Here is a 24,674-nt window from a genome sequence, read left to right as displayed (position 1 = left end):
GTAAGGGCGGAACCCTAAGCGGCCGTTACCGCAGCAACGGATATTCACCCCGACCACCGACCCCCGACTAGCGGCCCTTGTCAGAAATTTCCCACAGGAGTACAAATGTACTCCATGACAACTCTGACTCCCCGCCGCACCGCCATCCTGACCTTCATCCGCGACCGTATCGCGCAGCAAGGCCAGTCCCCCAGCCTCGCCGAGATCGCCGAGGCCTTCGGCTTTGCCTCCCGCAGCGTGGCCCGCAAGCATGTGCTGGCCCTGACCGAGGGCGGCTTTATCGAGGTCAACCCCAACCAGGCCCGGGGCATTCGCCTGCTCAATCAACCGCCCCGGCCGGAGTGGCTGGACATCCCGGTGCTCGGCCGGGTCGCCGCCGGCCTGCCCATCGGCGCCGACGCTGAAGTCCATAACCGCCTGTTGCTCGACCCGGCCACGTTCGCGAAAACCCCAGACTACCTGCTGCGGGTGCAGGGCGATTCGATGATCGAAGACGGCATCCTCGATGGCGACCTGGTGGGCGTACGCCGCAGCGCCGAGGCTTTGAACGGGCAGATTGTGGTGGCGCGCCTGGACGGCGAAGTCACCATCAAGCGTTTCGAACACGTCGGCGAGCGCGTACGCCTTTTGCCGCGCAACCCCGCCTATCAACCCATCGTGGTGCGTCCCGACCAGGACCTGGCCATCGAAGGGGTGTTCTGCGGCCTGGTGAGGCAAGGCTGATGGGCGCCGTCGTTGCACTGGACTCGCTGTTCAATGGCGGCCGCGTCTGGAAGGGCCGGCCCGCCGCGCCGCCGGCCAGCCTCCATCCCACCGGGCTCGCGGCCCTGGATGCAGTGCTGCCCAGCGGTGGCTGGCCCGAAGCGGCGTTAAGCGAAATCCTGATGGCGAAGGAGGGCGTGGGCGAGTTGCAACTGGTGTGGCCCACCCTGGCGCGCTTGTCGGCGGCCGGCGAGCGCATTGTGCTGGTGGCGCCGCCTTACACGCCGTACCCCCACGCCTGGCAAAACGCCGGGGTGGATGTGCGCCAGTTGTCGGTGATCCAGGCCGATGAGCGCGACGCCCTGTGGGCGGTGGAGCAATGCCTGCGCTCCGGCAGTTGTGGCGCGGTGCTGTGCTGGCCGCGCAAGGCCGATGACCGCGCCTTGCGCCGCTTGCAGGTGGCGGCGGAAACCGGCCAGACCCTGGCCTTCGCCTGGCGCTCCTTGAACGAGGCCATCAACCCGTCACCGGCGGCCTTGCGCCTGGTGGTGGAGGCCAGCCCGGCGCAGGTGCGGGTGCTCAAGTGCCGGGGCGGCCTGGCCCACCCCGCGCCCATTGCGCTTGGGCACTGAGGTTGGCATGCGCTGGGTGTGTATTGTCTTCCCGCAATTGGCGCTGGACGGGGTGCTGCGTTCGCGCCCCGAACCGGATCAGCCGTTGGCCCTGCTGGCCGGTACGCCGCAGCGCCGGGTGCTGCAAACCGTTAATGACGCCGCGCGAAAACTCGGGCTGCGTCCCGGCCAATCCCTGACCGCAGCCCATGCCTTGACCAAGGCGTTCGCCTGCGCCGAATACGACCCGGCGCAGATCGAATACTGGCAGCAATTCCTCGCCGCCTGGGCCTACCGTTTCAGTTCCCAGGTCAGCGTGTTTTACCCACGGGCGTTGCTGTTCGAGATCGAATCGAGCCTGGGCCTGTTCGGGCCGTGGCCGCTGCTTGAGGCGCGCTTGCGCAAGGAACTGACCGAGCTTGGGTTTCGTCACCGCATCGTCGCCGCGCCGAACCCGGCGGCGGCGCGGATCCTGGCAAATGTGTACGACGGCCTGGCCGTGGCCGATGAGCACTACCTGCAACACGCCCTGGCGCCGATCCCCATCGACCGCGCCGGCCTCGACCCGCACGCCGCCACCGCGTTGTCACGCATGGGCCTGCGCACCCTGGCCCAGGTGCAGGCGTTGCCCCGGCATACCCTGGCCCGGCGCTTTGATGCTGCGCTGCTCAAGCACCTGGATGCCCTGTGCGGGCAACGGCCCCTGGCCCTGGCGTTCTATCAGCCGCCGGACCGGTTCGATGTGCGCATCGAGCTGAATTTTGATGTGTTGTCCCACCAGGCGTTGCTGTTTCCCTTGCGCCGTTTGACCGGCGACCTGTCGGCGTTTCTGTGTGGCCGCGACAGTGGCGTGCAGCGTTTTGACCTGCACCTGGAACACGCGGCCGAGCCCGACAGCGTGATCAAAGTCGGCCTGCTCAGCGCCGAACGCGACGCGGCGATGCTGTTCGAACTGGCCCGTGGTCGCCTGGAGCAGGTGCAAGTCACCTCGCCGGTGCGTGGTTTTCGCCTGGTGGCCCAGGACCTGCCGGTGTTTGTGCCCCAGCGCCAGGACCTGTTCGACGAACGCCCGCAACAAACCCTGCTGTGGGAGCAACTGCGCGAACGCCTGCGGGCGCGGCTGGGGGACGAGGCGGTGCAAGGCCTGCGTTTTCACGCCGACCACCGCCCCGAATGCGCCTGGCAACCCGGTGCCGACCTTCGCCCGTGCGCGGCCTCAAACACTGTGCAGCGCCCCGGCTGGTTGCTGCCTGAACCGACGCCACTGGCCGAGCAGGGCCTACAGATTCTAATGGGCCCGGAACGCATCGAGTCCGGCTGGTGGGATGGCGCCGATGTGCGCCGCGATTACTACCTGGTGCGCACCCGCGCCGGCCAGCAGGGCTGGGCTTATCGCACTGTGGGCGAAAGCGGCGCGCTGTGGCTGCAAGGCTGGTATGCATGAAGTACGCGGAGCTGCATTGCCTGTCCAACTTCAGTTTCCAGCGTGGCGCCTCCAGCGCCCGGGAACTGTTTGAGCGGGCCAAACAGCAAGGCTACGAGGCCCTGGCGATCACCGATGAATGCACCTTGTCGGGCATCGTCCGCGCCTGGCAGGCGGCCAAGGCCGTCGAGTTGCCGCTGATTATCGGCAGCGAGATGCGCCTCGAAAACGGCCCGACGCTGGTGCTGCTGGTGGAGAACCTGGAGGGCTACCAGCACCTGTGCCGATTGATCACCATCGCCCGCCGTCGTGCGGAAAAAGGTCACTATCGGCTGTTGCAGGAAGACTTCACTTCCGTGCAAGGCCTGCTGGCGTTATGGCGGGCCGAAGACAGCGACACCCAGGCCCATATCCAATGGCTGCGCAGCACCTTCACCGACCGCCTGTGGCTGGCGGTGGAACTGCATTGCGGCCAGAACGATGCCCGCCACCTGGAGCAACGCCTGAACCTGGCCGCCAGCCTGCACCTGCCGGCGGTGGCCTGCGGCGATGTGCATATGCACGTGCGTGGCCGCCGTGCGTTGCAAGACACCATGACCGCGATCCGTCACCACGTCCCGGTGGCCGAGGCCGGCACGCGCCTGCACCCCAATGGCGAACGGCACTTGCGCAGCCTCGACGCCCTGGCCGCGCTGTACCCGGCGCACCTGCTGGAAGAGTCCCTGAACATCGCCCGGCGTTGCACCTTTGACCTGGGCCAGTTGCGCTATCAATACCCGCGAGAACTGGTGCCCGAAGGGCAAACCCCGGAAAGCTGGTTGCGCACCTTGACCGAAGAGGGCATCGCCCAGCGCTGGCCCGAAGGCGTCAACGCCAAGACCCTGGGGCAGATCCACGATGAGCTGGAGCTGATCAGCGAGCTGGGCTACGAAAGCTACTTCCTCACTGTGCACGACATTGTGCGCTTCGCCCGCAGCCGTTCGATCCTGTGCCAGGGCCGCGGCTCGGCGGCCAACTCGGCGGTGTGTTTTGCCCTGGGCATCACCGAGATCGACCCGAGCCTGATGAACATGCTGTTCGAGCGCTTCCTGTCCCGGGAGCGCAACGAGCCGCCGGACATCGACGTGGATTTCGAACACGAACGCCGGGAAGAGGTGCTGCAATACGTGTTCCAACGCTACGGCCGCACCCGCGCCGCGTTGACGGCGGTGGTCAGCAGCTACCACGGCGCCGGCGCGGTGCGCGACGTGGCCAAGGCCCTCGGGTTGCCGCCGGATCAGGTCAATGCCCTGGCCGACTGCTGCGGGCGCTGGAGCGATGAAGCGCCGCCCCTGGAACGCCTGCGCGAAGGCGGTTTCGACCCCGACAGCCCGGTGCTGCGCCGGGTGCTCACACTCACTCAGCAACTGATCGGCTTCCCCCGGCACCTGTCCCAGCACCCCGGCGGTTTCGTGATTTCCGAACAGCCGCTGGACACCCTGGTGCCGGTGGAAAATGCCGCCATGGCCGAGCGCACCATCATCCAGTGGGACAAGGACGACCTCGACGCGGTGGGCCTGCTCAAGGTGGATATTCTTGCGCTGGGCATGCTCAGCGCGATTCGCCGCTGCTTCGACCTGTTGCGCCGCCATCGCAATCAAGACCTGAGCCTGGCCTCGGTGCCCAAGGAAGACGCGGCGACCTACGCGATGATCAGCAAGGCCGACACCATCGGCGTGTTCCAGATTGAATCGCGGGCGCAGATGTCGATGTTGCCGCGTTTGCGACCGGAAAAATTCTACGACCTGGTGATCGAGGTCGCTATCGTGCGACCGGGCCCGATCCAGGGCGGCATGGTGCACCCGTACCTGCGGCGGCGGAACAAGGAAGAACCCGAAACCTACCCATCGCCGGAACTGGAAAGCGTGCTCAAGCGCACCCTGGGCATCCCGCTGTTCCAGGAACAGGTCATGCAGATCGCCATGGTCGCCGCCGACTACAGCCCCGGCGAAGCCGACCAGTTGCGCCGTTCCATGGCCGCCTGGAAGCGCCACGGCGGCCTCGAACCCCACCAGCAGCGCCTGCGCACCGGCATGCTGAAAAACGGCTACACCGAAGCCTTCGCCGCGCAGATTTTCGAGCAGATCAAGGGCTTCGGCAGCTACGGTTTCCCTGAGTCCCACGCCGCCAGTTTCGCCTTGTTGACCTACGCCAGTTGCTGGCTCAAATGCCACGAACCGGCGGCCTTTGCCTGCGCCCTGATCAACAGCTGGCCCATGGGTTTCTACAGCCCCGACCAGATCCTGCAAGACGCCCGGCGCCATCATTTGCAGATCCGCCCGGTGGACGTGCAGGCCAGTGACTGGGACTGCAGCCTTGAACCCATCGACGGCCAGCAACCGGCCATTCGCATGGGCTTGCGGATGATCTCCGGGTTTCGCGAAGAGGATGGGCGGCGCATCGAAACCGCGCGCCAGGCCCGGGCATTTTTCGACATTGCCGACGTGGGCGAACGCGCCCGCCTGGACACCCGCGCCCAGGAACTGCTGGCGGATGCCGGCGCCTTGCGTGGCCTGGCCGGGCATCGGCATCGGGCGCGCTGGGAAGTGGCCGGGGTGCAGAAACAACTGGGCCTGTTTGCCGGGGTGGCCAGCCCCGAAGAGGCGGTGGTGGAGCTGCCGCAACCGACGGTGGGCGAGGATTTGTACGCCGACTACGCCAGCGTCGGCACCACCCTGGGGCCGCATCCGTTGGCGCTGTTGCGCGATGAACTGCGGGCGCGGCGTTGCCGCAGTTCCAACGAGTTGCTGCAGGTGGAGCATGGACGCAATGTGAGCGTCGCCGGTTTGGTCACCGGTCGACAACGCCCGGGCACGGCCAGTGGCGTCACTTTCGTCACCCTGGAAGATGAGTTCGGCAATATCAACGTGGTGGTGTGGCGCGACCTGGCCGAGCGTCAACGCCAGGCCCTGGTGGGCTCGCGGTTGCTTAAAGTGGACGGGCGCTGGGAGGCGGTGGGGGAGGTTCGGCACCTGATCGCCGGGCGCCTGACCGACCTGACCCCGCTGCTGTCGGGCATCAGTGTGCGCAGCCGGGATTTTCGCTGAACCGGCCCTTGCCCGTTCATCTGCGCATCAGCACTATGTAATGAAACCAACCGCTGCTGCCAGGCTCAAAGTTTTCATTGCCGCCCACCGTTCATTTTTTTTGCAGAGCCGACCGATGCAGTTTTTATCGAATACCCACGGTTGTGAAGGCTGGGCTGGGGAAATGGCCCAGCGGATTCGTGCGTTCGACTGGTCCGCGACCGACCTCGGCCCGCTGGACCACTGGCCCGGCAGCCTGGTCAGTGCCGTGCAGATGATGCTCGCCTCGCCCATGCCCATGGTGATGCTGTGGGGGCCGGCGGGCTACATGATCTACAACGACAGCTATTCGGTGTTTGCCGGTGGCCGCCACCCTTATCTGCTGGGGGCGCCGGTGGAACTGGGCTGGCCGGAAGTCGCCGATTTCAACCGCCATGTGGTCGATACCTGCCTGGCCGGCGGCACCTTGTCCTACCGTAATTTGCCCCTGGAATTGCTGCGCGACGGCCGCCCGGAAGAAGTCTGGATGGACCTGTATTACAGCCCCGTGGCCGGTGACGACCAGCGGCCGGCCGGGGTCTTGGCGATTGTGGTGGAGACCACCGAACATATGATCTCCGAGCGCCTGCGCCAGGAACTCACCCACAACCTGGAACAGCGCGTCGCGGCCGAAGTGCAGGCCCGTTCCACCGCCGAAGAACAGCTGCGCCAGTCGCAAAAACTCGAAGCCATCGGCGGCCTGACCGGCGGCGTGGCCCACGACTTCAACAACCTGCTGCAAGTGGTCGCCGGCAACCTGCACCTGCTGGCCCGGCATGAACCGCACAACCCCCAGGTGCAGCGCCGGGTCAGTGCCGCCATCGCCGCCGTGGAACGCGGGGCCAAACTGACCTCGCAACTGCTGGCCTTCGCCCGTCGCCAGCCACTCTCGCCGGCGGTGTACAACCCGCTGCGCATCTATGAAGGCCTGGGTGAATTGCTGCAGCGGGCGCTGGGGGAAACCATCCACATTGATGTGCAACTGCCTCAAGACCCGTGGTGCATTAACGTCGACCGCAACCAGCTGGAAAACGCCTTGCTCAACCTGGCGATCAACGCCCGGGACGCCATGAAAGGCGAGGGCGTGATTCGGATCACCGGCGAAAACATCATCCTCAATCCCCCGGCGTGCATTGGCAAAAGCATCAGCCCCGGCGAGTACGTACGCCTGGCCGTCACCGACAGCGGCGCCGGCATGTCGCCGACCATCATGGCGCGGGCCTTCGAACCGTTTTTCACCACCAAGCCGGATGGCCACGGCACCGGGTTGGGGCTGAGCATGGTGTTCGGCTTCGTGCGGCAAAGTGGCGGGCATGTGGAGGTGGATAGTGAGGAGGGCAGCGGCACCGTGGTGCAGATGTACTTCCCTCGCAGCCTCGAAGCACCGGAAAACCACGAAGCCCCCGTCGACCTCACCCCGCACACTGGCGGCCAAGAGACCATCCTGGTGGTCGAGGACAACGAAGGCGTACGCACCGCCGCAGTGGAATTACTCGAACAATCCGGCTACACCGTACGGGTCGCCGAAGACGGTGACCGGGCCATGGGGATGCTGCGTGCCGGCCTGCAACCGGACCTGATCTTCACCGACGTGGTGATGCCGGGACGGGTCAAAAGCACCGACCTGGCCGAATGGGCGCGGGAGCAAGTGCCGGCGATAGCGGTGCTGTTTACCTCCGGGCACACCCGCGACATTCTTTCCAGCAACCACCTGCTGAGCCAGGACATTCACCTGCTGAGCAAACCCTACGGCCCGGATGAGTTGGCGCAGCGGGTGCGCTCGGTGCTGACCTCCAGGATCCCGTGAGAAATGGCGATCCCGCCAGCAAAGCCAATCCACTGTGGGAGCTGTCGAGCTTTAGCGAGGCTGCGATGGCGCCATTACTGCAAGCATTGATGCTGGCTGACACACCGCCATCGCAGCCTCGCTAAAGCTCGACAGCTCCCACATTTGAAATTTGTTGCCTTGAGCATGGCGTTCGCTTGACTTGCCGGCCCACCCCCACAGCCAACCCCCAGATAAGGCTACCCATGACTTCCCAGCGCAACCTGCCCCCCGACACCTCACTCTCCACCCAACGCCCAGGCTTCGTGCGGGTGCGGGGCGCCCGGGAGCACAACCTGCGCAACGTCGACGTCGACATCCCCCGCGACGCGCTGGTGGTGTTCACCGGCGTGTCGGGCTCCGGCAAATCCTCGCTGGCATTCTCCACCGTGTACGCCGAAGCCCAGCGCCGCTATTTCGAATCCGTCGCGCCCTACGCCCGCCGCCTGATCGACCAGGTGGGCGTCCCCGACGTCGACTCCATCGAAGGCCTGCCCCCGGCCGTGGCCCTGCAACAACAGCGCGGCACTCCCAGCACCCGTTCCTCGGTGGGCAGCGTCACCACCTTGTCCAGCCTGATCCGCATGCTCTACTCCCGCGCCGGCAGCTACCCGGCCGGGCAACCGATGCTCTACGCCGAAGACTTTTCCCCCAACCTGCCCCAAGGCGCCTGCCCGCAATGCCACGGCCTGGGCCGGGTGTATGAAGTGACCGAAGCCCTGATGGTGCCCGATCCGTCCCTCACCATCCGCCAGCGCGCCGTGGCGTCCTGGCCGCTGGCATGGCAAGGCCAGAACCAGCGCGACATCCTCGTCACCCTGGGCTACGACGTCGACATCCCCTGGCGCGACCTGCCGAAAAAACAGCGCGACTGGATCCTCTTCACCGAAGAAACGCCCACTGCGCCGGTATATGCGGGTTTCACCCCTGCGCAAACCCGCGACGCCCTGAAACGCAAACTGGAACCCAGCTACCAAGGCACCTTCACCGGCGCCCGGCGCTACATCCTGCACACCTTCACCCACTCCCAAAGCGCCCTGATGAAAAAGCGCGTGTCGCAGTTCATGCAAGGCAGCCCATGCCCGTTGTGCGAAGGCAAACGCCTGAACAAAGCCGCGCTGTCGGTGAAATTTGCCGGCGTGGACATTGGCGAACTGTCGCAAATGTCCCTGCTGCAACTCGCCGAACGGCTGCGCCCGGTGGCCGAAGGGCAGGGCGACAAAAAACTCTCCGTGGAAAAACGCCTGGCCGCCCAACGCATCGCCCAGGACCTGCTGGAGCGGGTCAGCACCCTGACCGACCTTGGCCTGGGCTACCTGGCCCTGGAACGCAGCACACCGACCCTGTCCTCCGGCGAACTGCAACGCCTGCGCCTGGCCACCCAGCTGGGCTCCCAACTGTTCGGCGTGATCTATGTACTCGACGAACCCTCCGCCGGCCTGCACCCCGCTGACGGCGAAGCTCTGTTCGCCGCCCTCGACCGCTTGAAGGCCGCCGGCAACTCCCTGTTCGTGGTGGAACACGACCTGGAAACCATGCGCCGCGCCGACTGGCTGATCGACGTGGGCCCGGCTGCCGGCGAGCACGGCGGCCAGGTCCTGTACAGCGGCCCACCCGCCGGCCTGGCGCAGATCGAAGCCTCACAAACCCGCGAATACCTGTTCGCCGAAAAGCGCCCGGACAGCCAGCCCCCGCGCCCACCCAGCGGCTGGCTCAGCCTGGAAGGCGTGACGCGCAACAACCTCAACGACCTGAGCGTGGACTTTCCCCTGGGTTGCTTCACCGCCGTCACCGGCATCTCCGGCTCGGGCAAATCCAGCCTCGTCAGCCAGGCGCTGCTGGAACTGGTAGGCGCAGGCCTGGGCCGCGTGGTGGAAAGCGAAGAGGAGCCCAGCCTGGAAGACGACGCCCCGCAAACCAGCGGCGGGCGCATCAGCGGTGGCCTGGAACACATCCGCCGTTTGGTGCAAGTGGACCAGAAACCCATCGGCCGCACACCGCGCTCCAACCTGGCGACCTACACCGGCCTGTTCGACAACGTACGCAAACTGTTCGCCGCCACACCCGCGGCAAAAAAGCGCCATTACGACGCCGGGCAATTCTCCTTTAACGTCGCCAAAGGGCGCTGCCCGAACTGCGAAGGCGAGGGGTTTGTCAGTGTGGAATTGCTGTTCATGCCCAGCGTGTATGCGCCATGCCCGACGTGCCACGGCGCGCGTTACAACCCGGAGACGTTGGCGATCAAGTGGCAAGGGCTGACCATCGTCCAAGTGCTGGGGCTGACCGTTGAACAGGCGGTTGAGGTGTTTGCCGAGCAACCGGGTGTGCTGCGCTCACTCCAAGTGCTGCGGGATATTGGCTTGGGCTATTTGCGCCTTGGCCAGCCGGCCACCGAGTTGTCGGGCGGAGAAGCGCAGCGGATCAAGCTGGCGACCGAACTGCAACGCAATGCCCGGGGCGCCACGTTGTATGTACTGGATGAACCGACCACCGGGCTGCATCCGCGGGATGTGGACCGGTTGTTGAGCCAGCTCAATCACCTGGTGGAGGCGGGGCATACGGTGATCGTGGTGGAGCATGAAATGCGCGTGGTGGCCCAGAGTGATTGGGTGATTGATATCGGGCCGGGGGCCGGGGATAGAGGCGGGAAGGTGGTGGTGAGTGGCACGCCGCAGAAGGTGGCGAAGAGCAAGGCGAGCCGGACTGCGCCGTTTTTGGGGCGGGAGTTGGTGTAAGCGCTCGGGGGATGTGGTAATGGATGTTGACTGTCTGCTTTTGGCCGGTTTTTTTTGAAAAAGCCGGACGTGTTTTTCTGGGTCGAAAAGGGTGTGGGAAATTTCCTACGTGTATGAGGGATGGTTCCCGCGTTCAATCAGACTGCGCTCGGCCAATATCAGCGTCTTCGCGTTTGCAAAGTGATTGACAAGCATGGCCTACCCTCGCGTATTGGTTTTGGAAACCCAGCGATTTCAGCGCAGTGTTCTGATCAAAGTGTTCGACAAATTGGGCGTGCCCGATGTCATTCAGGCCGGTGACACCGAGCAGGCCATGGCGTGCATGCAGGAAGCGGGCGGGGTCGACATCGTGCTCTGCGACCTCGCCGACCGCGGTATCGACTGCCTGGAGTTTCTACGTATTGCCGGTCGGGTCGGCCTGGTGCAGGCGGTGGTGCTGTGTGGTGAGCTGAGGCCGGAGTTGCGTCGGGCGCTGGAGCAGATGAGCACGCTTTCCGGTCTGCAACTGTTAGGTGTCATACGGTCGCCGTTGCAAGTGTGGGTGTTGCGTAAAATGCTTTTGCGCTATGCCTATCGCCGGTCTTCAGCTGCGTCAGCGCCGCCCCTGAAACTGCTGCCCACTGAGGAGGAGATTCGCCAGGGGCTTGCTCTTGGAGAGTTTCGTGCCTGGTTCCAGCCCAAGTTCCGGATGCACACTGGCGAGGTGGCCGGCGTCGAGGCGTTGGTGCGTTGGGAGCATCCGGGCAGGGGCGTCTTACTGCCCGCCGAGTTTCTCGCAGCGGTACTGGCGTACGACTTGATTGACCAAATGTTCTTACAACTGTTGGAGCAAGGACTGAGCGTACTGGGAGTGCTTCGTCGCAAGAACGTGGAATTGGAGTTGGCTTTCAACCTGCACGCCTCGCAATTATTTGGCAGCGAGCTGGTCGGGCATATCCGCGCGGCTATCGAGCGGTATGGCTTTGGTGGCTCCACCTTGCTGTTCGAGTTCGCTGAAAATGGCCTGCTGGACAGTTCGCCACGGATTCGGGAAAACCTGTTACGCCTGCGAATGATCGGTTGCAAGTTGGCCATTGATGATTTCGGCAAGACCTTCTCCTCGTTGAAATTGCTCTGCCACTTACCGTTCAACCAGCTCAAGCTTGATGGGGAGATCGTCCGCCATGTGGATGACCCCGGCAGCAAAGCGATGATTGCCAGCACGCTGGCGTTGGCTGGTTCACTGGGTATGAGCTTGGTCATTGAGGGCGTCAGCAGCCAGAAAATTCGCGACGCAGTCGTTGCGATGGGCTGTGAATTTGGCCAAGGCTTTTATTTGGCGCGACCGATGGCAGCGTACCGCCTGCTGCCCTGGCTGGAAGAACATAGGGCCAACCGATTGGCGATCAAAGATAATCGCTCCGATGTTTAAGAATTTCCCTACACTTTGACGAAGCCCGTGTACTTTGAGTGCTGAGTTGATCGGTCACCGCGCCTACTACCTTCTTAATGCCATGGATTGGCTTGTCAGCGGAATCCGTAGGCTTTTTCTGAGGTTTATATGTTTAAAGCGTTAGTTGTGGACGATCATCCGTTTATTCGCTCTTCCGTCAAAATGCTCTTGAAACAGGATAATTTCGAGGTGGTGGGCGAGGCCGATAATGGTGTGGATGCCGTGAGGCTGGCGAGGGAGCATGAACCCCACCTGATCGTGCTGGACATCGGTATGCCCAAGCTGGACGGTCTGGAAGTCATCAGTCGGATCTGCAGCTTGGGCCTCAACTGCAAGATCCTGGTGCTGACCTCACAGTCGGCCCTGTTTTATTCCATGCGATGCATGAAGGCCGGTGCGGCTGGCTTTATTTCAAAAAACCATGACTTGGACGAGTTAAGCAAGGCGATAGATGCGGTCATGGGGGGCTATACTTTTTTCCCCAACCTGGCCACCAGCTCGGTGCGTCGCAGTGATGTCCAAACCACCGACCTTGAGTTGATCCAGTCTCTGTCGGACCGTGAGCTGACTATTCTGCAACAGTTATCCCATGGTTTGACTAACAAGGAAATCGGCGATGCCATGCTGCTCAGCAACAAGACTATCAGCACCTACAAGACTCGCTTGATCGAGAAACTCAATGTCAAGTCAGTGGTATACCTTGCTGACTTCGCCAAACGTAATAACCTGGTCTGAACGGGAGTGTTCTTGCACACATGGTGGATAGCAGTGTTGCTGGGTATCGGCTTGAGCACAAGCGCCGAGGCCCAAACGCCGGTGGAAACGCTTCAGGTACTGGGGCGCTCACACGTCGATGGCTATGAGGTGTCACTCGCAACACAGGATTGGGGATGGCTTAGAAGCAAGGGTGTGCTGGTGCTGGGCGCATCGGCGCCTGACTATGCGCCGTTTGCCATCTCCAGCAACGGTCGTGATTATGAAGGGCTGACCGCTGACTATGTGCTGTTGCTGAGTGAGCTGTTGCGCACTCCAGTCCAAGTGCGTCGATATGCCTCCCGCGCCGAGGCCATTCAAGCGCTCAAGCGTGGCGAAGTCGACGTTCTCGGAACCTCGAATGGCTATGAGGCGGCAGACGCGGAGTTACAGATGTCGAGCGCTTACGCTGAGGACCTGCCGACTCTGGTTACCCGGATAGGGGCAGCCCAGTCGCTGACCCCCGACCTGGCTGGCAAGAAAATCGCCATGCTGTATCACTACTTGCCCCCTGCGAAGGTCGAGGCGCTCTACCCCAAGGCCACGCTGCAGTTGTACCCCTCCACCTTGAGTGCCATTGGCGCCGTAGCCTTCGGCAGCGCTGATGTGTACCTGGGTGACGCGATCAGTGCTTATTACCTTATCAACAAGAACTACTTGAACAATGTGCAGTTGGCCGACTTTTCCTCTATAGAGGTCGGCAGCTTTGGTTTCGCCGTGGACCACAGCAATACCCGCCTGCTGCACATCCTCAACAGTGCCCTGGCGGTCATTCCAGTAGAGGATCGTATGAACATCCTGCGCCGCTGGAGCGCCGGCGGAGCCAGCATTCCGGGTCGCACTTCGCTAAATTTCACCGCCAGCGAGCAGCGCTGGATGATTGCCCATCCACACTTGCGGGTGGTGATTGATGACACTTACTTACCCGTTTCGTTTATCAACGAGGAAGGCGAGTTTCGTGGGATAAGTGCCGATGTATTAGCCAAGGTTGCCTTGCGGACTGGATTGAAGTTCGACGTAAAACGCGTGAATTCGGTGACCGCCATGGTGGAGAGCATTCGCCGTGATGACGCCGACCTGCTGGTGACCCTGGCCTCAAGCAACGAGCGCGAAAGCCAACTGCGCTTCACCCGTCCTTATTTGAGTACACCTTACGTATTGGTCAGTCGAGTTGATGCGGACAGCCCCGGCACTCTTGATGACATGGCAGGCAGACGCTTGGCGGTAATCGAGGGTAACCCGGTACGGGACCTCCTGATCGAGAAGTATCCGCAGATTACTCTGGTGCCGGCACTCAATGCTCAAGAAGCCATGGCGCTAGTTGCCAGCGGTAAGGCGGATGCCGCAGTCAATTCATTGATCATTGCCCGTTACATGATTTCTCGCCAATACCGTGGTGTGTTAAATATCACCAGCACGGTGGGCACACAATCGGCACACATGGCGTTCGCTACCTCTCGCGGTGATCTGGAGCTGTACTCCATTCTCGAAAAAGCACTGCTGAGCATTCCTCCCGAAGAAATGGACGAGGTGAGCAGTCGTTGGCGAAGCGAAATTGCGGTGGACGATAGTTATTGGTTGCGCAACCGTGCAGCGATTGTTCAAGGGTTTGCGGTGGCGGCGGTGTTGTTGTTGATTGCCTTGGGATGGATTGCCTATTTGCGTGTATTGATGCGCCAACGCAAGCAGGCGGAGGTCGCGTTGAACGACCAGCTGGAGTTCATGCGCGTACTGATCGACGGCACCCCACACCCTATTTATGTCCGGGATCGCCAGGCGCGATTGATGATGTGCAACAGCGGCTACCTGAAAGTCTTCGATGTGCCCCGTGAAGTGGTACTCGGCAAGACCGTGTTGGAGGGCGCGCTCAGCACCGTCAGCGAGGCGGCGTCCTATCACGCTGACTACCTGCAGGTGATGGAGGAGGGCGTACCGAGGGTACAGGACCGCAGGTTGACCGTGGCCGTCGACCAGGTACTGACCATTTACCACTGGATGCTGCCGTATCGCGGGAGTGATGGCAGGGTCTGCGGCATGATCGGCGGCTGGATCGACATCAGTGACCGCCAGATCCTGCTTGAAGCATTGCGCGAGGCCAAGGCAGGGGCCGATGCGGCCAACCTGGCCAAAACCACCTTTCTGACGACCATGAGCCACGAGATCCGCACGCCAATGAACGCGATCATCGGCATGCTCGAACTGGCCTTGAAGAAAGCAGACCAAGGTTTCGTCGACCGCTTTTCAATTGATGTCGCCTCAGGTGCTGCCCGAGGCTTGCTGGAGTTGATCGGTGACATCCTTGATATTGCCCGCATCGAGTCAGGGCGTCTGTCCCTTGCCCCTGAGCGCGCCAATCTGCGCGAGTTGATAGAGTCAGTCGCGCGGATTTTCGAAGGGTTGGCGAGGCAGAAACAATTGCGCCTGATCCTCGACCTGGACTCCACCGTCAGCCGTCAGGTACTGGTGGACCCGCTGCGGTTCAAGCAGATTGTCTCCAACCTGTTGAGCAATGCGATCAAGTTCACCAGCGCAGGTCAGGTGACGCTGCGGGTCTGCGCCGAGCCGGACGGCACTGATGAGCGCCTGGCCGTCAGTCTGAGCGTCGAGGACTCGGGCTGCGGCATCAGTACCGAAGATCAGCAACGCCTGTTCAGGCCGTTCGAACAGGCTGGCAATAACGTGCAATCGGCCCGGGCGGGTTCCGGGTTGGGGCTGATGATCAGCCGCACGCTGTGCGAAATGATGGGAGGCACCCTTACGCTGTCCAGCGCGTTGGGGCAGGGCACACAGGTTGACGTACGGATCGACTTGCCGACGCTGCCAGCGCTGAACGAGGCAACGGTAATACACGCCTCACTGCCAGACGCTGTGCAGGTCCTGAACATTCTGGTGATCGACGACTATCCGGCCAACCGCTTGCTGTTATCTCAACAACTGCATTTTCTCGGCCACCGGGTTACCGATGCCGAAGACGGTGCACACGGCTTGCGAGCCTGGCGCGCCCAGCATTTTGACGGGGTGATTACCGACTGCAATATGCCGTTGATGAACGGCTATGACCTGGCTCGCGCCATTCGTGATGAGGAGCACGCCCGTGGGTTAACCCCCGGGTTGATTCTCGGGTTGACCGCCAACGCGCTGCCTGAGGAAAAGGAGCGCTGTATGGCGGCGGGGATGGATGACTGCCTGTTCAAGCCCATCAGCCTCAAGGACCTCGCCGCTCGCCTGGCCAGCCTGGTACCCAACGATAAGAGGCCTTCTCAGGCGCTTCTGATTGAGGACCAACAGCAGGCAAGCGACCGTATCGACCTGACCACCTTGGAACAACTCAGTCGTGGCGATGCAAGTGCTATCAAGAGCTTGTTGCAAGACCTGGCTACCAGCAACGAGCAAGACATGAGCCGCTTGATTCAGCTGTTCACTCAACATGATTTGGCCGGCTTGGCTGACCTGGCTCACCGGGTCAAGGGTGGGGCGCGTATTATAAACGCGCAGTGGTTGATTCTGACGTGTGAAACCCTGGAAGCCGCTTGCAGTGGGCTCAACTCGGCGATGCTCACTGAAGCGGTAGATGACTTGCAACGGGCTATGGAGCATTTGGAGCAGCAGTTGGAGGAGTACTTGTCCTGACGCCGTCTTTTCGCTTTCCCGATAACCGAAAACCGCATCCCGATGCGGTTTTTTTGTGCGTGCGAACGGGGGGCGCGAGATGTATCGCTAGGAAATTTCCTACAAGTCAGGGCGATGGATACTACGTGAGGCAGAGTGTCACACCGGGAAGATGGGCCCCGTCGCACAACGCAGATGATCAGTCACTCGTGGACCGCATCCGCCGCCTGGCAATTCATTCAGGCGCAGCGACAGTGTTCATTCTCTTTTCCTTGGAGCTGCACCATGAAAACCAAAACACTCACGCTTGTTGCCCTGTTTTGCGCGACCGGCGCCCAGTTCGCCAATGCGGCTGATGGCGCCATCAATTTTGCCGGCGAACTGGTCAACCAGACCTGCACCGTCTCCGTTGGTGGTGTGGTCAGCCCGGCTGTCGCCACTGTGACCCTGCCGACCATTTCCAACAGCCTGCTTGATGCTGCCGGCAAGACCGAAGGCCGTACCGGCTTTGACGTCACGCTGAGCGGCTGCACAGGCACGGCAACCACCGCAGCCGCGTTCTTCAACTCTGGCTCCACCGTTGACCCGGCCACTGGCAACCTGAACAACACGACCGGCACCGCCACGCTCGTGCAGTTGCAACTGATCGATGCCGTGACCGGCACCGCCATTCAGGCAGGCAACACCAACCAGACGACCACCACTACCCGTAACACCCTTGCCTCCGGCGGTGTGCGTATGGATTACGCGGTGCAGTACTTCGCCACCGGTGAAGCAACCGCTGGCACCGTGCTCAGCTCTGTGACCTACAACATCGACTACAACTAAGTCGCTTGCACGTCCGCGCATCGGGACCTGGTGCGCGGATGTCTGGCAGGTGAGGAATGTTATGTCTTACGTGAAAAATGTTCGTTTCAGTGCCTGGTTGATCCTGGCCTCACTGGTTTGCTCCCAGGCCATGGCCGGCGTGGTGATCACCGGGACTCGCCTGGTGTACCCGGCCAGCCAGAAAGAAATCACCGTCAAGCTCAACAACAACGGCCTTAAACCGGCACTGGTGCAAGCCTGGGTCGACACTGGGGATGTGCAGTCCAGCCCCACCAGTTCCAAGGCCCCCTTTGTGCTCTCTCCGCCGGTTTCGCGGGTTGATCCGAGCAAAGGCCAGAGCCTGCGCCTGATGTTCACTGGCGTGCCCTTGCCGGCCAATAAAGAGTCGGTGTTCTGGTTCAATATTCTGGAGATCCCACCCAAGGCCGATGGCCCGGTGGAGATGAACGTGCTGCAAATGGCCTTTCGGTCCCGGATCAAGATTTTTTACCGCCCCGACAACTTGCCCGGTTCGCCCAGCGACGCGCCGCCCCAGGTGCAATGGAAAGTGATTGCCGACGGTTCGGGTTATGCCCTGCAAGCCTTCAACCCGACGGTCTACCACGTGTCTCTGGTGGAGTTGGCGTTGGTCGCGGGTACCCAGCGTTACGAGGCGGGCGCTGGCATGGTCGGCCCGGGCGAAAGCACGGTGTTTGCGTTACCTGACCTCAAATCATTCCCGGGGGCTTCCGCCCAGATCAAGTTCAACGCCATCAACGATTACGGCGCCCTTGTACCGACCCAGCAGCCGGTAAAGCCCTGATCGTTACGCGATCGTTCCTGCGCACGAGTAACTTATGACGACTATCCCACGCCTGGGCGATTGCCCACAGGTGCAACCTCGCTTTGCCCTCAATCCAGTGACCGCGATGCTCATCAAAGCCTTGGCATTGCTGCCGGGCGTGATGACCGCTCAAGGGGTATGGGCCGAGGACGTGCAGTTCAACGATGCCTTTTTGCCCGAAGATTCCCGCAGCCTGGACCTGTCTCCTTACGAGAAAGGCAACCCGGTACTGCCCGGCGAATATCGGGCAGACATGGCGATCAATGGCAAGTTGGTCACGCGTCAGGATATTCGTATCAATGCGGCGGCGGACGGGAGCAACCCGGTGGTCTGCTTCAACCGGGGCATGTTGGAGTTGCTGGGTGTGGACATGCACAAGCTGTCCCCCGAAGCCTTGGCCAGCCTGGAAAGCGGTGCGCCGTGCCTGGACATCGGGCAGTTGATCGACAGTGCCACGGCCAGTTTTTCGCCGTCCACCCAGTTACTGGACATCAGCATTCCGCAAATCGCCCTGCGCCGCGATGCGAGGGGCTATGTCAGCCCGGAACTATGGGACCGCGGCGTAACCGCCGGTACCCTGAGCTACAGCTTCAACGGCAACCACAACAGAACCGACTTCGGTAACTACGATTCGGCTTACCTGGGGCTGAACGCAGGCTTGAACCTGGGGGACTGGCGCTTGCGCCACAACGGCTCGATGAGTTGGCAGAAAGACTCGGGGCAAAACTACCAGACCCTCAATACCTACGCTCAGCGTGATATCACCCGTTTGCGCAGCCAACTGACCGTGGGCGAGTCCAACACCAGCGGCGAGATCTTCGACACCCTGGCGTATCGCGGCGTGCAACTGGGCACCGACGATCGGATGTTGCCCGAGTCCCAGCGTGGTTACGCGCCGGTGATTCGCGGTATTGCCCGCACCGGTGCACGGGTAGCGGTGCGCCAGGCCGGCAACCTGCTCTACGAAACCACCGTGGCGCCAGGCGCCTTTGTGATTGATGATTTGTATTCCACCGGCTATGGCGGCGACCTGGACGTGACCGTCTATGAGGCCGACGGCAGTGAGCAGCGCTTTATCGTGCCCTACGCGGCCGCTGCGCAATTGCTGCGCCCAGGGACTTCACGCTATAGCGTCACGGCAGGTGAGACCCGCAATAACTTCACCTCCAGCCAGGCCAGGTTGGTGCAAGGCACCTATCAGTTGGGCTTGAGCAATATCTTCACCGGTTATACCGGTGGCCAAGCCAGCGACGACTACCGCTCGCTGTTGGGTGGCCTGGCATTCAGTACGCCGATCGGCGCGATGTCGGTAGACGTGACCCAGGCCCAGACCCAGTTCAAAAGCGGCCAGGACAGCGGCCAAAGCGTGCGCATGAGCTACAGCAAAAATATTCTGAGCACCGGCAGTAACTTTGCCGTGGCGGCAACCCGTTTCTCAACGGAAAAATACCTCGACTTCAGCGGCGCCACGCTGTTGCTGGATGCTGAGCGCAACGGCATCGACACCAGCCTGTATGCCCGCCCACGTAGCCGGTTGTCCCTGACCGCCAACCAGAGCCTCGGGCCTTGGGGGCAGGTGGCGTTCAGTGGGTTCTCGCAAGACTACTGGAACCAGCCGGGTCGGGATGTGCAGTACCAGTTCACCTATAACAAACAGGCGGGGCGGGTTAGCTATGGCGTCAGTGCCAACCGCAGCCGGATCGGCCTGGGGGAGATGGATAACAGCCTGCTGTTCACCGTGAGCATGCCGCTGGAATTTGGCTCCGCGACCAGCCAGCCGCAATTGTCGACGCGCGTGCTGCGTGACAAGGAGGGCAAGTACAGCGAACAAGCGACCCTCAGCGGCACCGCCGGCCAGGATCGGCAGTACAGCTACAGCCTGACCGGTGGCCATGAAGGTGCAACGGGTTCCAACAGTACGTCGGTCAACGGCCAGTACACCGGTCCCAAAGCCATGGTCGGTGCGACAGTCAGCCGTGGCGAGGGGTATGACAGCTTGTCCCTGAACGCCAGCGGCAGTGTGGTGGCCCACCCCAACGGTGTGACGTTTACACCGTATCGCGGTGAAACCATGGCCGTGGTCACGGCCGAAGGCGCTGAAGGCGCCAAGGTGGTCGGCTTCCCGGGTCTCAAACTCGATGGCCGTGGCAATGCTGTCGTGCCGTATCTGCGCCCTTATGAGTTGAACGAGGTGGCCATCGACCCGATAGGCACCTCGCTGAACGTCGAACTCAATGAAACCAGCCAGCAAGTGGCGCCGCGCGCCGGTGCAGTGGTGGCCCTCAAGTACGGCACCCGCAATGGCCAAGCCCTGTTGCTGAATGTGACCTTGAGCGACGGCAGCCCACTGCCGTTCGGTGCCAGCGTGACGGACGACCGTGGCGTATCGGTGGGTGTGGTCGGGCAGGGCGGGCAGCTGTATGCCCGGGTCAAGGACGGTGCTCGTCAATTACTGATCAATTGGGGCAATAAGGCAGATCAGCAATGTGCATTGCCATTACCTCCCGGCACCAGTGACGGCAAGCAACTGCGGCAAGTGGATGCTGTGTGTTCGGTGGTTCAACCAGATAATCGCGTTGCTTCTGTGAGCAGTGCAGGAGAGAAAAAATGATGATTTTCAAGCGCGTGTTTGCAGTGGCCGGTTTGTCACTGGTGGCGGGAGTGGCGATGGCTGATTGCACCTACCTAAGCCCCACCACCGGCAGCCTGGTTCGTACTCAGCCGTTGCTCGGTGGCAACCTGACGGTTGGGCGGGACGTACCGTTGGGGGCGGAAATTTATCGGCAGACCTTCACCTCGCCAGTCACCTTCACGATCACGTGTACAGCCGGCATCTATAACATTGAGACGCGACGTACATTGCCGGTTACACCTTTAGCATTGTCCAGTTGGGTAGGGACACCCTATGGCGGCAATGTATATCAGACCGGGGTACCTGGCATCGGCGTGGCTATATGGTTCTCGGGCCACGCCCTTCCTTACTCCAATACCGATATTAACTGTGGCGGCGGAACTGCCGCGTGCAATGTGACTATTGGCAACGGGATATTCATTGATATGTCGTTCATAAAAATCGGCGATGTTTCGCCGGGGACGATTCAGGGGGCATCTTTGCCAACCATGCTCCAGCAGCGGATCAGTAGTAACACCCTGGAAATTCAACGGGTCAACTTTTCCGGCAGCATCAACATCGTCTCGCGCACCTGCTCGACACCGGATGTCAATGTGCCGATGGGCAGCCACATGCTCAGCGAGTTTTCCGGCCCTAACACCTTTACGCCGTGGAAGGATTTTGCCATCGCGCTGAATAACTGCCCGGCATTCAACGGTTACTACCAGGACTCCGGCCCGCGCTGGGCCAGTGATGGCACTGTCAGCAACCTCGACGCGCGCAAAAACAACGTGCTGCAAGTACGCCTCGATCCAACACGCGCGCCGATCAATGCGGCGCTGGGCATCCTCAGCCTAAACCCCAGCGCCCCGGGCGATGACCCGGCCGCCACGGGGGTTGGCGTGCAAGTCGGTGACAGCACGGGTGCCCCTCTTGTCCTCGCCAACTTGCGTAGCAGCGGCATTACCACGCGCGCCGAGGAAGGTGCCAGCTACTCCATCCCGCTGAGTGCCCGGTATATCCAGACCGAAAGCGACATCACTGCCGGCCCGGCCAATGCCACGGCGACCTTTACCATTAACTACTACTGAATTCTGGGAAACGTCTTACTCAGTTACGGATATTTCCACGGGACTTATTCCAAGTCGCTCCCGGAACATGCCCGCACTTCCCAGTACAACCGAGCGAATTGTCATGCCTTGCCTTCCATTACGTGTCCTGGTGCTTGAAGACCACTTATTCCAACGCTCCGTTGCGGTCAGCCTGTTAAAACAACTGGGTTGCCGCGAGGTGCTGTCGGCCAGCAACGGTGACGAGGCCTTGGCCATCCTGGCCGCGACGGGCCCGGTGGACGTAGCCTTGTGCGACTTGCAAATGAAAGGCATGGATGGTGTGGAGTTCATTCAACGTGCCGGGGGCAGCGGACAGTTGGGCGCTATCATCATCGGCAGTGACCTGCCCTGTGATGTACGGCGTGCGGTGGGGCAAATGGGCGAATCACTCGGATTGCGCATGTTAGGGGAGGTTGGCAAGCCGCTGCAGGGCGAGGCGCTTGGGCCGATGCTCGAGGCCTGCCTGACGGTGGAGCCTGCCGAGTTATCGCCGCCCCCACTTGAAGACGTGGCCAGTGAAGCGTTGGTTCGGCGGGGCATGCTGGATCACCAACTGGAGGCTTGGTACCAGCCCAAGTTTGACTTGCGTACCGGCGCAACGTTAGGCGTTGAAGTCCTCGCGCGCTGGAATCACCCCGTCAGGGGCGTGCTGTCACCCGCAGTGTTTCTGCCCACGGTGGAACGGTGCGGGTTGATGGATGAGTTGCTGTTTACCCAGATGCACGAGGCGTTGACGTTGCAATGGAACGCCAGGAGCCAGGGCATGCCACTGAACATGGCCTTCAACCTGCACGCCTCACAACTGAGCAACGGACAACTGACTTCTCAGGTCAAACAGATCCTGGCCCAGTACCAGACGCCGGGAAGCAGTGTGACTTTCGAGTTGACCGAAAGTGGTTTGTTGGAGGTGCCGGCGGTGTACCTGGAAAACCTGACGCGCCTGCGCATGATGGGGTGCCACTTGTCGATTGACGATTTTGGCGCAGGTTTTTCCTCTTTGCAGCGTCTATGCCAACTTCCGTTCAACGAGATCAAGCTGGATGCCGAGTTCGTCCGTGGTCTCAAGCTCGAACCCCGTTGCCGCGCGGTGATCAGCAGCACCCTTGCATTGGGCCATACCTTAGGGATGTCGGTGGTGGTCGAGGGTATTGAGACTGCCGAACAGCAACACGCCCTGATGGAGTTGGGCTGCACACAGGGCCAGGGCTACTGGCACGCCCGGCCAATGCCCGGGGCCGATCTGCTGCGGTGGCTGCAAAGCCATGGCAAAAAGCCTGGGCAGCCTTGAGGTACTGATTTTTCAGTGGGCGTCTTCTCTGTCCGCCGTCCAGCGCATGGACCTGTACCTACGTGCTGCCACGCCCAGCGTCGTAGCGTTTCGAATAGGAAGCGCCCATCAGATAGAAACACCCGCCCGCCACGATAAACGCCGCGAGCATGTAGAACATGAAATGCGCCGGCTGCGACGCCAGGGCAAACCCGCACAACACCGGCCCAAGCGCACCGCCGAGGCTGGACAGGTTTTGCGCGCCGTAATACATGCCGCGCAAGTGGTCCGGCGCGATGCGGTCGATGAACATGTACTCGGCCGGGAACACGATGATTTCGCCCACCGTGAATATCGCCACGGCCAACGCCCAATGCAACACGGTGGTGGACAACGCAAAACCGACAACCCCCAGCAGAAACAGGCTGAAGCCCGCCGTCAGCCATTGATTCAAATACTCATTGGTAATGCGCTTGCCCACCATGTACTGCAGGCAAATCACCACCGTCGCATTAACCGCCACCACCGAGCTGATGACCTGGTAGGTAAATTCCGGAGTGCTTGTGGTCACCAGGTATTGGGAGATGTAGCCGGTGAACTGGCCGAACGCCACAGCGCTCAGCGCGCCGCCGACCGTGAAGCAGACCAGGCGATAGTCCTTGATCAAAATGCGCCCCACCGCCACGAACGACACCGGGGCATTGGCCGGGTCGGCAGAGCTGAGGCTTCTGTCGCCCCACACCATATAAGTCACGAAGAAGCCCATGCCCAGGATCGCAGAGATCAAGAACGGCAATTTCATGTCCATGTGCGCGAGCCCGGCGCCGATGAACGGCCCCACCGCGTAACCAATGTTGATCAGCGTGTAGCGCACCGAAAACACTTTGCCGCGTTCGGCTTCCGGCAGCAGTTTGCCAAACGCGGCCTTGACCACAATGTCGATCACCGAATAGGCGAAATTGAACGACACCAGAAACAGGAAAAACAGCCACAGGTGCGACGTGAGGCACATACCGATGAAGCCCACGGTGAAGAACCCCGTGAAGCTCAGGATCAATCGATAGCTGGAAATTTTGTCCGTCAGGTAGCCGCCGTAAAGGCTTAGCAACGAGCCCACCAGCATCGCACCGCCTACTACCAAACCGATGTCGCTGATGCCCAACGTAAAGTTGGATGACAGATAAATCACCATATACGGCAGGGTAATGGCGCGCCCCAGTGTCAGGAACAACGCAGATGACAGCAGCAGATTGACCGAAAACGGGTAGTGTCTGAAGGCGGCGAGCATCAGCGTGGGTTCCTGTAATAGGCAATATCAAAGGCTGAGTCACATATCGTTACACATCCGGTTTTTACTTGACAGCGGGATCTGTCAGGTGAGGACGCAACGCTGGAATTTCGAGCAAATCTCTGTTTTTCCCCGCATTGCGAATGAATGGCCCTATGAAATGCATCGAAAATGGATCTTTTACTGATCCATTTGCCTTCTATAGTCGGCCAATGCCCCAAGCCGTTAACAGCGATCCTTAGTTTGGCTGTGGGGTCAGGGTTTCTCATTTGCGGAAGTTGATATGAATTATAAAAACGGCTCTATCAGTATCGGGGTGTCTGCACTTTTAGTGGTGTCAGTTCTGCGTTTGTCCACTAACCAAGCCCCAACCCGGGAAGAGTTTGTAAAGTATCCATCCCTGCGACAGAAATGGTTCACGCTATGCGACGCACGCAGCAACCTTGCCGAGCTCAATGATGAAGGCTGCAAGCATCTACGCGAATGGCAGGCGGCCAGTGAACTTCCCGTACTGGATAATTTGATGAATCAAAACCTGGGCAAATAGCGAG

At 61.3% G+C, this 24,674-nt stretch carries 16 protein-coding genes; 15 read left to right on the top strand and 1 reads right to left on the bottom strand.

Features of this window, described 5'->3' with window-relative positions:
- Nucleotides 1–105 precede the first annotated feature (105 nt).
- The 14 genes from lexA (at nt 106) to HX855_RS10915 (ending at nt 22,856) form a co-directional block, all read left to right on the top strand.
- A complete protein-coding gene (gene lexA / locus HX855_RS10980; RefSeq protein ID WP_177090596.1) occupies nt 106–723 on the top strand; it encodes a transcriptional repressor LexA in 618 nt (205 codons plus the stop codon).
- The gene (imuA, locus tag HX855_RS10975) at nt 723–1,334 is read left to right on the top strand and encodes a translesion DNA synthesis-associated protein ImuA (RefSeq protein WP_177090594.1); all 612 of its coding nucleotides are present in this window, start codon (nt 723–725) and stop codon (nt 1,332–1,334) included. The genes lexA and imuA overlap by 1 nt, the downstream gene beginning before the upstream one ends.
- A 7-nt stretch (nt 1,335–1,341) precedes the next feature.
- The gene (locus HX855_RS10970; protein WP_177090592.1) at nt 1,342–2,757 is read left to right on the top strand and encodes a DNA polymerase Y family protein; all 1,416 of its coding nucleotides are present in this window, start codon (nt 1,342–1,344) and stop codon (nt 2,755–2,757) included.
- On the top strand, nt 2,733–5,822 hold the full coding sequence (locus HX855_RS10965; RefSeq protein ID WP_375140077.1) for an error-prone DNA polymerase: 3,090 nt from the start codon (nt 2,733–2,735) through the stop codon (nt 5,820–5,822). Before HX855_RS10970 ends, HX855_RS10965 begins: the two co-directional genes overlap by 25 nt.
- 115 nt (nt 5,823–5,937) lie before the next feature.
- Nucleotides 5,938–7,647 (top strand): ATP-binding protein, encoded by a 1,710-nt coding sequence (locus tag HX855_RS10960; protein ID WP_177090588.1) that lies wholly within the window; start codon nt 5,938–5,940, stop codon nt 7,645–7,647.
- A gap of 224 nt (nt 7,648–7,871) precedes the next feature.
- Nucleotides 7,872–10,400: an excinuclease ABC subunit UvrA gene (locus HX855_RS10955; RefSeq protein WP_177090586.1), complete on the top strand. Its 2,529-nt coding sequence runs from the start codon at nt 7,872–7,874 to the stop codon at nt 10,398–10,400.
- 193 nt (nt 10,401–10,593) lie between these two features.
- The gene (locus HX855_RS10950; RefSeq protein ID WP_177090584.1) at nt 10,594–11,811 is read left to right on the top strand and encodes an EAL domain-containing protein; all 1,218 of its coding nucleotides are present in this window, start codon (nt 10,594–10,596) and stop codon (nt 11,809–11,811) included.
- A 129-nt stretch (nt 11,812–11,940) separates the two neighbouring features.
- Nucleotides 11,941–12,567 (top strand): response regulator transcription factor, encoded by a 627-nt coding sequence (locus HX855_RS10945; RefSeq protein WP_177090582.1) that lies wholly within the window; start codon nt 11,941–11,943, stop codon nt 12,565–12,567.
- Between the two features lie 6 nt (nt 12,568–12,573).
- Nucleotides 12,574–16,215, top strand: coding sequence for a transporter substrate-binding domain-containing protein (locus HX855_RS10940; RefSeq protein WP_177090580.1), 3,642 nt, complete (start codon nt 12,574–12,576; stop codon nt 16,213–16,215).
- 264 nt (nt 16,216–16,479) lie between these two features.
- Nucleotides 16,480–17,022: a fimbrial protein gene (locus HX855_RS10935; protein ID WP_177090578.1), complete on the top strand. Its 543-nt coding sequence runs from the start codon at nt 16,480–16,482 to the stop codon at nt 17,020–17,022.
- A gap of 61 nt (nt 17,023–17,083) precedes the next feature.
- Nucleotides 17,084–17,824, top strand: a complete 741-nt coding sequence (locus HX855_RS10930; RefSeq protein WP_177090576.1) for a fimbria/pilus periplasmic chaperone — start codon at nt 17,084–17,086, stop codon at nt 17,822–17,824.
- A 34-nt stretch (nt 17,825–17,858) separates the two neighbouring features.
- Entirely contained in the window at nt 17,859–20,456 is a 2,598-nt protein-coding gene (locus HX855_RS10925) for a fimbria/pilus outer membrane usher protein (protein ID WP_306219138.1), read from the top strand.
- The gene (locus tag HX855_RS10920) at nt 20,453–21,547 is read left to right on the top strand and encodes a fimbrial protein (RefSeq protein WP_177090574.1); all 1,095 of its coding nucleotides are present in this window, start codon (nt 20,453–20,455) and stop codon (nt 21,545–21,547) included. Before HX855_RS10925 ends, HX855_RS10920 begins: the two co-directional genes overlap by 4 nt.
- A gap of 103 nt (nt 21,548–21,650) precedes the next feature.
- Nucleotides 21,651–22,856, top strand: coding sequence for an EAL domain-containing protein (locus HX855_RS10915; protein ID WP_177090572.1), 1,206 nt, complete (start codon nt 21,651–21,653; stop codon nt 22,854–22,856).
- 58 nt (nt 22,857–22,914) lie between these two features.
- Here HX855_RS10915 and HX855_RS10910 read toward each other — a convergent pair whose 3' ends face one another.
- Nucleotides 22,915–24,123, bottom strand: coding sequence for an MFS transporter (locus HX855_RS10910; RefSeq protein ID WP_177090570.1), 1,209 nt, complete (start codon nt 24,121–24,123; stop codon nt 22,915–22,917).
- Nucleotides 24,124–24,406: 283 nt separating this feature from the next.
- On the opposite strand from HX855_RS10910, the gene HX855_RS10905 reads away from it, so the two are divergent.
- Nucleotides 24,407–24,670, top strand: coding sequence for a hypothetical protein (locus tag HX855_RS10905; protein WP_177090568.1), 264 nt, complete (start codon nt 24,407–24,409; stop codon nt 24,668–24,670).
- Nucleotides 24,671–24,674 lie beyond the last annotated feature (4 nt).

Origin of the sequence: Pseudomonas sp. IPO3778, from assembly GCF_013386825.1 — a bacterium.
Classification (GTDB): Bacteria; Pseudomonadota; Gammaproteobacteria; order Pseudomonadales; family Pseudomonadaceae; genus Aquipseudomonas.
The sequence above is the reverse complement of the archived record's forward strand: the minus strand, read 5'-3'. Positions and strand labels throughout refer to the sequence as shown.